The organism is Pseudomonas anatoliensis, from assembly GCF_017976235.1.
In the GTDB taxonomy this organism is placed as follows: domain Bacteria; phylum Pseudomonadota; class Gammaproteobacteria; order Pseudomonadales; family Pseudomonadaceae; genus Aquipseudomonas; species Aquipseudomonas anatoliensis.
The window spans coordinates 357744-370346 of sequence record NZ_JACVHC010000005.1; the positions used below are offsets into that span (position 1 = coordinate 357744).

The 12603-nt window shown below is 59.3% G+C and carries 12 protein-coding genes; 9 read left to right on the top strand and 3 right to left on the bottom strand.

Annotated elements, in window-relative coordinates:
- The first annotated feature begins 93 nt into the window (after positions 1 to 93).
- From argS to ICA16_RS18470, 9 genes are all read left to right on the top strand, one after another.
- Positions 94 to 1830 carry an arginine--tRNA ligase gene (gene argS / locus ICA16_RS18430; protein ID WP_210701213.1) on the top strand — a complete coding sequence of 579 codons (1737 nt, stop codon included), beginning with the start codon at positions 94 to 96 and terminating at the stop codon, positions 1828 to 1830.
- Between the two features lies 1 nt (position 1831).
- Entirely contained in the window at positions 1832 to 2527 is a 696-nt protein-coding gene (locus ICA16_RS18435; RefSeq protein ID WP_150593934.1) for an SPOR domain-containing protein, read from the top strand.
- Positions 2528 to 2746: 219 nt separating this feature from the next.
- Positions 2747 to 3283 (top strand): ATP-dependent protease subunit HslV, encoded by a 537-nt coding sequence (gene hslV, locus ICA16_RS18440; RefSeq protein ID WP_003220875.1) that lies wholly within the window; start codon positions 2747 to 2749, stop codon positions 3281 to 3283.
- A 48-nt stretch (positions 3284 to 3331) separates the two neighbouring features.
- On the top strand, positions 3332 to 4669 hold the full coding sequence (gene hslU, locus ICA16_RS18445; protein ID WP_150604830.1) for an ATP-dependent protease ATPase subunit HslU: 1338 nt from the start codon (positions 3332 to 3334) through the stop codon (positions 4667 to 4669).
- 126 nt (positions 4670 to 4795) lie between these two features.
- Positions 4796 to 5173 (top strand): gamma-butyrobetaine hydroxylase family protein, encoded by a 378-nt coding sequence (locus ICA16_RS18450; RefSeq protein WP_210554326.1) that lies wholly within the window; start codon positions 4796 to 4798, stop codon positions 5171 to 5173.
- 258 nt (positions 5174 to 5431) lie between these two features.
- Positions 5432 to 7111 (top strand): class II poly(R)-hydroxyalkanoic acid synthase, encoded by a 1680-nt coding sequence (phaC, locus tag ICA16_RS18455; protein WP_150604828.1) that lies wholly within the window; start codon positions 5432 to 5434, stop codon positions 7109 to 7111.
- Between the two features lie 140 nt (positions 7112 to 7251).
- Positions 7252 to 8106 carry a poly(3-hydroxyalkanoate) depolymerase gene (gene phaZ, locus ICA16_RS18460; protein ID WP_150604827.1) on the top strand — a complete coding sequence of 285 codons (855 nt, stop codon included), beginning with the start codon at positions 7252 to 7254 and terminating at the stop codon, positions 8104 to 8106.
- 150 nt (positions 8107 to 8256) lie between these two features.
- Positions 8257 to 9939 (top strand): class II poly(R)-hydroxyalkanoic acid synthase, encoded by a 1683-nt coding sequence (phaC, locus tag ICA16_RS18465; RefSeq protein ID WP_210701214.1) that lies wholly within the window; start codon positions 8257 to 8259, stop codon positions 9937 to 9939.
- Positions 9940 to 9969: 30 nt separating this feature from the next.
- A complete protein-coding gene (locus tag ICA16_RS18470) occupies positions 9970 to 10590 on the top strand; it encodes a TetR/AcrR family transcriptional regulator (protein WP_150604825.1) in 621 nt (206 codons plus the stop codon).
- Between the two features lie 145 nt (positions 10591 to 10735).
- On the opposite strand, the gene ICA16_RS18475 is transcribed toward ICA16_RS18470, so the two are convergent.
- From ICA16_RS18475 to ICA16_RS18485, 3 genes are all read right to left on the bottom strand, one after another.
- On the bottom strand, positions 10736 to 11653 hold the full coding sequence (locus ICA16_RS18475; protein WP_210701215.1) for a phasin family protein: 918 nt from the start codon (positions 11651 to 11653) through the stop codon (positions 10736 to 10738).
- 10 nt (positions 11654 to 11663) lie between these two features.
- Positions 11664 to 12086 carry a phasin family protein gene (locus ICA16_RS18480; protein ID WP_042557249.1) on the bottom strand — a complete coding sequence of 141 codons (423 nt, stop codon included), beginning with the start codon at positions 12084 to 12086 and terminating at the stop codon, positions 11664 to 11666.
- 204 nt (positions 12087 to 12290) lie between these two features.
- Positions 12291 to 12566: a polyhydroxyalkanoic acid system family protein gene (locus ICA16_RS18485; protein ID WP_150617481.1), complete on the bottom strand. Its 276-nt coding sequence runs from the start codon at positions 12564 to 12566 to the stop codon at positions 12291 to 12293.
- Positions 12567 to 12603: the final 37 nt, after the last annotated feature.

Sequence of the window (12603 nt, forward strand, 5' to 3'; positions counted from 1 at the left end):
AAGGTTGGCAAGCCCGTCTTCGCAACGGATAATGCCCAGTTTTTCCACCCGCGCATCGATGCGCCGCCGCGCTTGCGGTCGAAAGAGAAGACCATGAAAGACACCATTCGCCAGCTGATCCAACAAGCCCTCACCCAACTCGTCAACGAAGGTGTGTTGCCTGAAGGCCTGTCGCCGGCGATTCAGGTGGAGAACGCTCGTGACAAGACTCACGGCGACTTCGCCAGCAACATCGCGATGATGCTGGCCAAGCCTGCAGGCATGAAGCCGCGCGATCTGGCGGAAAAAATCATCGCTGCGCTGCCCGCCGACGAAAACGTCACCAAGGCCGAAATCGCCGGCCCGGGCTTCATCAACTTCTTCCAGAACACTCAGGCGCTGGCTTCGCGACTCGACGCTGCCTTGGCCGACGCCCATGTCGGGGTGCGCAAGGCAGGTCCTGCGCAGCGCACCGTGGTCGACCTGTCTGCGCCGAACCTGGCCAAAGAGATGCACGTCGGCCACTTGCGCTCGACCATCATTGGCGATGGTGTGGCACGCGTGCTCGAGTTTCTCGGCGACGAAGTGATCCGTCAGAACCACGTCGGCGACTGGGGCACCCAGTTCGGCATGCTGATGGCCTATCTGCAAGAGAACCCGATCACCAGCGACGAGTTGTCGGACCTGGAAAACTTCTACCGCGCCGCCAAGCAGCGTTTCGACGAGTCCGCCGAATTCGCCGACCGCGCCCGTGGTCTGGTGGTCAAGTTGCAGGCCGGCGACGCCGAGTGTCTGGCGCTGTGGACCAAGTTCAAGGACATCTCGCTGTCGCACTGCCAGAAGATCTACGAGCTGCTCAACGTCAAACTGACCATGGCCGACGTGATGGGCGAAAGCGCCTACAACGACGACCTGATCAATGTGGTCAACGACCTGAAAGCGGCCGGCATGCTGGTCGAGAGCAACGGCGCCCAGTGCGTGTTCCTCGATGAGTTCAAGAATGCCGACGGCGACCCGCTGCCGGTGATCATCGTCAAGGCTGACGGCGGTTATCTCTACGCCACCACAGACCTGGCGGCCGTGCGCTATCGCAGCGGCAAACTGAAAGCCGACCGTGCGTTGTACTTCGTCGATCAACGTCAGGCCCTGCACTTCCAGCAAGTGTTTGCCGTGGCGCGCAAGGCCGGTTTCGTGACCCATCCGATGGAAATGGAGCACATGGGCTTCGGCACCATGAACGGCGCCGATGGCCGTCCGTTCAAAACCCGTGACGGCGGCACCGTGAAGCTGATCGATCTGCTGACCGAGGCTCAGGATCGCGCCTACAACCTGGTGAAAGAGAAGAACCCGGAGCTTGCCGAAGACGAGCTGCGCAACATCGCCAAGGTCGTCGGCATCGGTGCGGTGAAATACGCCGATCTGTCGAAACACCGCACCAGCGACTACAGCTTCAACTTCGACTTGATGCTGAACTTTGAAGGCAACACCGCGCCGTATCTGCTCTACGCCTACACCCGTGTGGCCGGTGTATTCCGCAAACTGGGCAAGGACTTCAGCGAAGTCGACGGCCAGATCGTCCTCGAAGCGGCACACGAACATGAGCTCGCAGCGAAGCTGGCGCAGTTCGGCGAAGTGTTGAACAACGTGTCCGATAAAGGCACGCCGCACATTCTTTGCACCTACCTGTACGACGTCGCCGGCCTGTTCTCGAGCTTCTACGAGAACTGCCCGATCCTCGCCGCCGAAACCCCGGCTCAGATGCAGAGCCGTCTGCGTCTGGCCGCGTTGACCGGTCGCACCCTCAAGCAAGGCCTGGAGCTGTTGGGTCTGGAAACTCTGGAGCGTATGTAAGTTGGCTGCCAAGAAAAAACCTGCACCCAAACGTGGCGCCAGCCGTTATCAGGCGCCTGCGAAGCAGCCGATTCCGGGCTGGCTGTGGATGGCCATCGGCCTGACGGTCGGTGCGTTCATCGTGTTCCTGATGAAGCTGGAGCCTGGCAAGGGCAGCGACACGGTCAAGCGCGAGAAGGTCGAGCAACAGCAAAAAGCGAAAATCGCCGAGGCCAACAAGACCCCGCCGAGCCCGACACAACCGGTGAAGCCGAAGTACGACTTCTACACTTTGCTGCCGGAATCGGAAGTGATCGTGCCGGCGGATGCCGTACCGGAGAAAACCCTGCCGACGCCGCAAGTGCCGACCACACCGGTGACCCCGGCGGAAGCAGCAAAAATCGACACTGCGCGGGCTCAGGCAGCACTGGCGGGCATTACCCCGCCGCCGGCACCTCCGGTGAAAGCAGCGCCGGTGACCAAATTCTTCCTCCAGGCCGGTTCGTTCCGCAAAGAGGCAGATGCGGACAAGGTTCGTGCGCAGATCATTTTGCTCGGCCAGGCGGTTGCGGTTGAGTCGGGCACGGTGAAGGATGAAACCTGGTATCGCGTACTGGTCGGCCCGTTCAGCAACCGTGAACAGCTGACCACGGCGCAGAAACAACTGGCCGGCAGCGGTTTTAGCAACCTGTTGTTACAACAACGCCAGAGCCGCTGATTTCCTCCCACACGGGCGCCACAAATCCCCTGTAGGAGCTGCCGAAGGCTGCGATCTTTTGATTTTGTTTCAGATCAAGATCAAAAGATCGCAGCCTTCGGCAGCTCCTGCAGGGGGTCGCCGTTCGTCCCTCCACGCCCTCCCCGGTTGAAATCCTCTCCACCACCCCCATATGAATGGGCATAGGCATTTTCGCCCCGCTGCGTGGAGACTCTTCCCTTGACCACCATCGTTTCAGTCCGCCGCCACGGCAAAGTCGTCATGGGCGGCGACGGCCAGGTTTCTCTCGGCAACACCGTGATGAAAGGCAACGCGAAGAAAGTTCGTCGCCTGTACCACGGCCAGGTCATCGCCGGTTTTGCCGGTGCCACCGCCGACGCCTTCACTTTGTTTGAACGCTTTGAAGGCCAGCTCGAGAAACATCAGGGCCACCTGATCCGCGCCGCTGTCGAACTCGCCAAAGAATGGCGCACCGACCGCTCCCTCAGCCGCCTCGAAGCCATGCTCGCGGTCGCCAACAAAGACGCCTCCTTGATCATCACCGGCAACGGTGACGTGGTCGAACCGGAAAACGGCCTGATCGCCATGGGCTCCGGTGGCGGTTACGCCCAGGCTGCGGCCAGCGCGCTGCTGAAAAAGACCGATCTGTCGGCTCGCGAAATCGTCGAAACCGCACTCGGTATCGCCGCCGACATCTGTGTATTCACCAACCACACTCAGACCATTGAGGAGCAGGATCTCGCTGAAGAAGCCTGACTCGGCCCCGTGCCACGGCTTTTTTCTGCTTGAGGACCGCCAAAAATTATGTCCATGACTCCCCGCGAAATCGTCCACGAACTCAACCGCCATATCATCGGCCAGGACGATGCCAAGCGCGCCGTCGCGATTGCCCTGCGCAACCGCTGGCGCCGCATGCAGCTGCCTGAAGAGCTGCGCGTTGAAGTGACCCCGAAGAACATTCTGATGATCGGCCCGACCGGTGTCGGTAAAACCGAGATCGCCCGTCGTCTGGCGAAACTCGCCAACGCGCCGTTCATCAAGGTCGAAGCGACCAAGTTCACCGAGGTCGGCTACGTCGGCCGTGACGTCGAGTCGATCATCCGTGATCTGGCCGATGCAGCGATCAAGATGCTGCGCGAACAGGAAATGTCCCGCGTTCGCCACCGCGCCGAGGATGCCGCCGAAGACCGTATCCTCGACGCGCTGCTGCCGCCGGCGCGCATGGGTTTCAGCAACGAAGACGCGCCAAGCTCGGATTCCAACACCCGCCAGCTGTTCCGCAAGCGCCTGCGCGAAGGTCAGCTGGACGACAAGGAAATCGAGATCGAAGTCGCCGAAGTGGCCGGCATCGAGATCGCCACGCCGCCAGGCATGGAAGAGATGACCAACCAGTTGCAAAGCCTGTTTGCCAACATGGGCAAGGGCAAGAAGAAGTCGCGCAAGCTCAAGGTCAAAGAAGCGCTGAAACTGGTGCGCGACGAAGAAGCCGGGCGTCTGGTCAACGAAGAAGAGTTGAAGGCCAAGGCGCTGGAAGCTGTCGAACAGCACGGCATCGTGTTTATCGACGAGATCGACAAAGTGGCCAAGCGCGGTAACTCCGGCGGCGTCGACGTGTCCCGTGAAGGCGTGCAGCGCGACCTGCTGCCACTGATTGAAGGCTGCACCGTCAACACCAAACTGGGCATGGTCAAGACTGACCACATCCTGTTCATCGCGTCCGGCGCATTCCACCTGAGCAAGCCGAGCGATCTGGTGCCGGAGCTGCAAGGCCGTCTGCCGATCCGCGTCGAACTCAAAGCCCTGAGCCCGGAAGACTTCGAACGCATCCTCAGCGAACCGCATGCCTCGCTCACCGAGCAATATTGCGCGCTGCTGAAAACCGAAGGCCTGAACATCGAGTTCCAGCCCGAAGGCATCAAGCGCATCGCCGAGATCGCTTGGCAGGTCAACGAGAAAACCGAGAACATCGGTGCCCGTCGTCTGCACACGCTGCTCGAGCGTCTGCTGGAAGAGGTGTCGTTCAGTGCCGGCGATCTGGCCAGCACTCACGATGACAAGGTGATCCTGATCGACGCTGAATACGTCAACAGCCACCTCGGCGAATTGGCACAGAACGAAGACCTGTCCCGTTATATCCTGTAGGTCACTTCTCCCTGTAGGAGCTGCCGCAGGCTGCGATTTTTGATCGTGTTTTTTGAAGAGCAAAGTCAAAAGATCGCAGCCTTCGGCAGCTCCTACTGGGTGTTTCACTCAGTCGGATGACCTGCAATGACTACTATCCCCACCGACATCAAGCTGCACAAAGCCTCGAAAACCCTGACGCTCACCTACGCGTCCGGCGAGGAGTTCACCCTGCCCGCGGAATTTCTGCGCGTGCACTCTCCCTCCGCCGAGGTCCAGGGCCACGGCAAACCCATCCTGCAATTCGGCAAGCTCAATGTCGGTCTGACCAAGCTGGAACCGGCCGGTCACTACGCACTGAAACTGACCTTCGATGACGGCCACGACAGCGGCTTGTTCACTTGGGAATATCTCTATGAGCTGGGGCGACGTCATGACGCACTCTGGGCCGATTATCTGGCCGAGCTCAAAGCCGCTGGTAAAACCCGTGATCCGGACGAGTCGATCGTCAAGCTGATGCTCTAGTCCGAGGGTCGTGCTCTTTAGAGGGCATTTTCTAACTTCATCTGTTTGAATGCTCCGCTGCGGCGTCGAGGATCGGCCCGCTTGCGAAAAAAATTAAACTCGGGTAACCAATGGAGCTGGCAAGTTCCCTGCAGTGCTCTACGACTGTAAAGCAGCTATGCAGAATTAACGGTCACCCGAGCAGTAGTACCTGGCAATCGCTGTGGAACTGCACAGCAGAAAACCGGGTACTCGTCTCAGGACAATGGAGCGTCGTAGATGAGTAACAAGAATAACGATGACCTGAAGTACCAAGCCTCGGAAAACACCCTGGGGCTTAATCCCGTCGTTGGGCTGCGCGGAAAGGATCTGCTGGCCTCTGCTCGTATGGTGCTGAAACAGGCCATCAAACAACCGATCCATAGCGTCAGGCACGTCACCCATTTCGGCCTCGAACTGAAGAACGTGCTGTTTGGTAAATCCGAACTGCAACCGGCAGGCGATGACCGTCGTTTCGCTGATCCTGCGTGGAGCCAGAACCCGCTCTACAAACGTTATCTGCAAACCTATCTGGCGTGGCGCAAGGAACTCCATGCCTGGATCGACGACAGCAGCCTGTCGCCCAAAGATATCGCGCGCGGCCACTTCGTCATTAACCTGATGACCGAGGCCATGGCCCCGACCAACACCGCGGCCAACCCTGCAGCGGTCAAGCGCTTCTTCGAAACCGGTGGCAAAAGCCTGCTCGACGGCCTCTCCCATCTGGCCAAGGATCTGGTGCACAACGGTGGCATGCCGAGCCAGGTCAACATGGGCGCGTTCGAGGTCGGCAAGAGCCTGGGCGTGACTGAAGGCGCGGTAGTGTTTCGCAACGATGTGCTGGAGCTGATCCAGTACCGGCCGATCACCGAGCAAGTCCACGAGCGGCCACTGTTGGTGGTGCCGCCACAGATCAACAAGTTCTACGTATTCGACCTGAGCCCGGACAAGAGCCTGGCGCGTTTCTGCCTGCGCAACAACGTACAAACGTTCATCGTCAGCTGGCGTAATCCGACCAAGGCGCAGCGCGAGTGGGGCCTGTCGACGTATATCGATGCGCTGAAAGAAGCGGTCGACGTGGTCACCGCGATCACCGGCAGCAAAGACATCAACATGCTCGGCGCCTGCTCCGGCGGCATCACCTGCACCGCCCTGCTCGGCCACTATGCGGCGCTCGGCCAGAACAAGGTCAACGCTCTGACCCTGCTGGTCAGCGTGCTCGACACTACGCTGGACAGCGACGTCGCCCTGTTCGTCGACGAGCAGACCCTGGAGACCGCCAAGCGCCATTCGTATCAGGCCGGTGTGCTTGAGGGCAAAGACATGGCCAAGGTCTTCGCGTGGATGCGCCCCAACGACCTGATCTGGAACTACTGGGTCAATAATTACCTGCTCGGCAACGAGCCGCCGGTGTTCGACATCCTGTTCTGGAACAACGACACCACACGGTTGCCGGCAGCGTTCCACGGCGACCTGATCGAGATGTTCAAAAACAACCCACTGATTCGCCCCAATGCACTGGAAGTGTGCGGCACACCGATCGACCTCAAGCAGGTCACTGCCGACATCTTTTCGCTGGCCGGCACCAACGACCACATCACCCCGTGGAAGTCTTGCTACAAGTCGGCGCAATTGTTCGGTGGCAAAGTGGAGTTCGTGTTGTCGAGCAGCGGCCATATCCAAAGCATTCTGAACCCGCCGGGCAACCCGAAGTCCCGATACATGACCGGCGAAGAAATGGCCGCCAATGCCGAAGACTGGCAAGAGAACTCGACCAAGCACACCGATTCCTGGTGGTTGCACTGGCAGGCGTGGCAGGCCGAACGGGCGGGCAACCTGAAAAAGGCCCCGACCAAACTGGGCAACAAGGCTTACCCGGCGGGCGAAGCGTCGCCGGGCACTTACGTACACGAGCGGTAACTGACACCACCCGTCCTTGTAGGAGCTGCCGCAGGCTGCGATCTTTTGATTCTGTTTTTTACAATCAAGATCAAAAGATCGCAGCCTGCGGCAGCTCCTACACGGGGGGATGGTGAATTTAAATCCACAGGGCCTGACGCATGCCGCAACCGTTCATATTCCGTACCGTCGAGCTGGATGGCCAGACCCTCCGCACGGCGGTACGCCCCGGCAAGCCTCACTTGACGCCCTTGCTGATTTTCAACGGCATCGGCGCCAACCTGGAGCTGGTGTTTCCATTTGTCGCGGCGCTGGACCCGGATCTGGAAGTGATCGCCTTCGACGTGCCCGGTGTCGGCGGTTCCTCGACGCCCAATCGGCCCTATCGTTTTCCTGGCCTGGCCAAACTGACGTCGCGGATGCTCGATTATCTGGACTACGGTCAGGTCAACGTGATCGGCGTGTCGTGGGGCGGCGCGCTCGCGCAGCAATTCGCCTACGACTACCCCGAGCGCTGCAAGAAACTGGTGCTGGCGGCGACCGCTGCCGGTGCCGTGATGGTGCCGGGCAAGCCGAAAGTGCTGTGGATGATGGCAAGTCCCAGGCGCTACATCCAGCCGTCCCATGTGATCCGCATCGCGCCGCTGATCTACGGCGGCTCGTTTCGCCGCGACCCGACGCTGGCTGCCAGCCATGCCGCGAAAGTGCGTTCGGCAGGCAAGCTCGGTTACTATTGGCAACTGTTCGCCGGCCTTGGCTGGACCAGCATTCACTGGCTGCACAAGATCCATCAACCGACGCTGGTGCTGGCCGGCGACGACGATCCGCTGATCCCGTTGATCAATATGCGCATGCTCGCCTGGCGAATTCCCAACGCCCAGTTGCACATCATCGACGACGGCCATTTGTTCCTGATTACCCGCGCCGAAGCTGTGGCACCGATCATCATGAAATTCCTCCAGGAGGAACGTCAGCGAGCGGTGATGCACCCGCACCCGACACCGCTGGGCGGTTAATCGCTGCGGCAGGCTTTATGCAGGGCTTTATGCAGGGCTTTATGCAGAGTGCGCGGCAGGACGCCGCGCAGGCAGCAACCCATAACAGCGTCTATGGTGTTCTGGTTCGGTGAGTTTGTTTTTGGCCTGAAGACGAAGGAGTGTTGAGTCATGCGCGACAAACCAGCGAAGGGCGTAGTGCCCAGCCCAGCCGTTTTCATCAACGCACAAAGTGCGATCACCGGCCTGCGTGGTCGGGATATGATCTCGACGCTGCGCAGTGTCGCCGCGCACGGCCTGCGCAACCCCCTCCACAGCGCAAAACACGCTCTGAAACTGGGTGGCCAGCTTGGTCGCGTTTTGCTTGGCGAGACCCTGCATCCGACCAATCCGCAGGACGGCCGTTTTGCCGATCCGGCGTGGAGCCTCAATCCATTTTATCGGCGCAGTCTGCAGGCGTATCTGGCCTGGCAGAAGCAGGTCAAGAGCTGGATCGACGACAGCAACATGAACCCGGACGACCGCGCCCGCGCGCACTTCGCCTTCACCCTGCTCAACGACGCCGTGGCGCCGTCCAACACCCTGCTCAACCCGCTGGCGATCAAGGAGCTGTTCAACTCCGGCGGCAACAGTCTGGTGCGTGGCCTCAGTCATTTGTTTGATGATTTGCTGCACAACGATGGCCTGCCACGGCAGGTGACCCGTCAGGCTTTCGAGGTCGGTAAGACGGTTGCCACCACGCCAGGCTCGGTGGTGTTTCGCAACGAGATGCTCGAGCTTATCCAGTACAAGCCGATGAGCGAAAAACAGTACGCCAAGCCGCTGCTGGTGGTGCCGCCGCAAATCAACAAGTACTACATTTTCGACCTCAGCCCGCACAACAGCTTCGTGCAGTACGCCCTGAAGAACGGCCTGCAGACTTTCATGATCAGCTGGCGCAACCCGGATGTGCGCCACCGCGAGTGGGGCTTGTCGACGTATGTGGAGGCCGTGGAAGAAGCGATGAACGTGTGCCGGGCGATCACCGGCGCCCGCGAGGTCAACCTGATGGGCGCCTGTGCCGGCGGCCTGACCATCGCCGCACTGCAAGGTCACTTGCAAGCCAAGCGCCAGTTGCGCCGCATCTCCAGCGCCACCTACCTGGTCAGCCTGCTCGACAGCCAGATCGAAACCCCGGCCACGCTGTTTGCCGATGAGCAGACCCTCGAAGCCGCCAAGCGTCGCTCCTATCAAAAAGGCGTGCTGGATGGTCGCGACATGGCCAGGATCTTCGCCTGGATGCGCCCCAACGATTTGATCTGGAGCTACTTCGTCAATAACTACCTGCTGGGCAAAGAGCCGCCGGCCTTCGACATTCTTTACTGGAACAACGACAACACTCGCCTGCCGGCCGCCTTTCACGGCGACTTGCTGGATTTCTTCAAGCACAACCCGCTGACCCATCCGGGCGGGCTGGAAGTGTGCGGCACGCCGATTGACCTGCAGAAAGTCACGGTCGACAGCTTCAGCGTCGCCGGCATGAACGACCACATCACGCCGTGGGATGCGGTGTATCGCTCGACCCTGTTACTGGGTGGGGAACGGCGTTTCGTGCTGTCCAACAGCGGCCATGTGCAGAGTATTCTCAACCCGCCAAGCAACCCGAAAGCCGCGTATGTCGAGAACGGCAAGATGAGCAGCGACCCGCGCGCCTGGTACTACGACGGCAAACACGTCGACGGCAGCTGGTGGCCGCAGTGGCTGGAATGGATTCAGCAGCGCTCGGGCGCCCAGCACGAAACCCAGATGCCCCTCGGCAACCCGAACTATCCACCGATGGAGGCAGCACCCGGTACTTACGTGCGTGTGCGCTGACGCTTAACCGACCTTTTCTAAGAAGACTGGATGAAAACCCGCGACCGGATTCTCGAATGTGCTCTGCAATTGTTCAACGAAAAGGGCGAGCCGAACGTTTCCACCATGGAAGTTGCCAACGAAATGGGGATCAGCCCCGGCAACCTCTACTACCACTTTCACGGCAAGGAACCGCTGATACTCGGGCTGTTCGATCGCTTCCAGAATGAACTGGCACCGCTGCTGGATCCACCGCCGGACGTAGAGTTGGCGCCGGAGGATTACTGGCTGTTTTTGCATTTGATCGTCGAGCGGCTGGCGCAATACCGGTTCCTGTTTCAGGACCTGTCGAACCTGGCGGGGCGATTGCCGAAACTCGCGAAGGGCATTCGTCATTTGCTCAATGCGTTGAAGCGCACGCTGGCGTCGTTATTGGCGCGATTGAAGGCTTCGGGGCAGTTGGTCAGTGATACCCAGGCGTTGGGGCAACTGGTGGAGCAGATCACCATGACGTTGCTGTTTTCGCTGGACTATCAGCGGATTCTTGATCGAGAGGGTGAGGTCAGGTTGGTGGTTTATCAGATCATGATGCTGGTGGCGCCGCACTTGCTGCCGCCGGTGAAGGTGGCGACGGAGCGGATGGCTTTGCAATACCTCGAAGACCACGAGTAGCCCGGAATCAAAAGATCGCAGCCTTCGGCAGCTCCTACCGGGGAATGTGTACCTCTGTAGGAGCTGCCGAAGGCTGCGATCTTTTGATCTTCAAACAAAAACGCCCGACCTTCACAGGCTGGGCGTTTTGTTTTGCCCTGAAAAATCAGGACTGACTGGTTGGCGTCGACGGGGTCGATGCAGCAGTCGGAGTTGCAACCGGGGTCGGTGCAGCGGCGGAGTTCGACGCGCTGGCCGGGGTTGCCGGGGTTGCAGGCTTGGCTGCTGGAGCGGCCGGTTTTGGCGCAGCGGCTTTCGGCGCGGCCGGTTTTTTCACTGCCGGCTTCTTCGCTGCAGCCGGTTTGGCCGCTGGCTTGGTAGCAGGTTTGGCGGCAGCGGTTTTCGCGGCTGGCTTGGCTGCTGCTTTTGCTGCAGGTTTGGCAACGGCTTTGGCAGCGGTCTTGGCGGCAGCAACCGGTTTGGTGGCTGCTTTTGCAGCAGGTTTGGCGGCAGCCGTTTTCGCTACGGATTTAACCGCAGCCTTGGCTTTCGCCGCAGGTTTGGCAGCCGCTTTGACCAATGGCTTGGCCGCGGTTTTGGCTGCTGGCTTGGCCGCTGCAGTTTTAGCTGCCGGTTTTGCCGCAGCGGTTTTCGCCGCTACAGGACGCGCCTTCTCGCCGGTGAGTTTTTCGATCTGCTTGGTCAAGGTTTCAACCTTGCTGTGCAGGGCCTTGACCTCATTGCGGCTCGGTACGCCCAGGCGCGAAATCGCGCTGTTCAGGCGCTTGTCGAAAGCCCCTTCCAGCTCATCCCACTTGCCCAGTGCGCGATCTTTCACGCCGCTGATGCGCGACTTGGCAGAAGAAGCAGAATCCTTGGCGGCATCGACTTTTTTGCCGACTGCAGACTTGGTGAGCTTCTCGGCTTTCTCGCCGTCTTTGACCAATGTATCGAAGAGCTTGCTGCCGTCAGTGTCGATCTTCGAGTACACGCCTAAACCAGCCAGCCAGATTTTGCGGGAGTAGTCTTCGACCTTCCCAATCCACGAGCTGCCTTCTTTATCGGTGTTCTTTTTACCAGCCATCCCGTTCTCCTTAAGATTTACGCGCGACGCGTTCGAGCAATGCCGTCAGCTCATCGAGCTTAGCAGAGAGTGTCTCAACGTCATGTTTAGACGGAATGCCGATACGATTCAAGGCGCTTGCCACGCGGGTGTCGAATGCCTTCTCGACCTTGTCGAGCTGAACTTCGACGCGACCTTTGAAAGAACTGACTTCATCGCGGGCTTCGTCGATTTCGGCATTGGCCGCTTCGAGTTTTTCGGTGACTACCTTTTTGCCTTTCTTTTCAACAGTTTGACCAGCCTTGATCAACTCTTGAAAGTACTCGCCGCCCTCTTGGCCAACCTTGGCGTAGGCGCCCAGGCCTGCCAGCCAGATCTTGCGGGCATAGGATTTGACGTCGCTCAGAGCAGAAGTCGAGACGTCGATTTTTTTCTTCAAAATTACTTTGGCCATGGTGCACCTCACGCGCAGAAGGTTTGAGGAACTGCCCGCGAAAGTGTCGGGCTCAGGCACAAAGTAAGTAGAAAAATTAGAAACGGCACCCTAACAACTGACATGAATCGGTGGTGCCCGAATGAAAAGATCGCAGCCTTCGGCAGCTCCTACGGGGGTCACAATTCAATGTAGGAGTTGCCGAAGGCTGCGATCTTTTGACTTTCAGACCAGCGCTTTATCCAAAGCCTTCTCGATCTCGGCTTTGATCATGCCGCTCATGGCCGACATCATCAGGCCCAGTTCCACGTCGACGCGGATCGAGTCATCGCCAACATGCACCGCGCCTTTCACACCCGAACGCTTGAGATTCAATACGTCGCCCGACCATTGCGGCTCCAGGCCGTATTGTTCATTTAGCTTTTTGGCCAGATTATCGGCCTTCTCGCGGGCGGCTTCCTTGCCCAGGCTGTGGGCACGCTCAACACTGATTTTGGCCATTGGGTGACTCCTTCTTTTTGAATACAGCTATGAATGC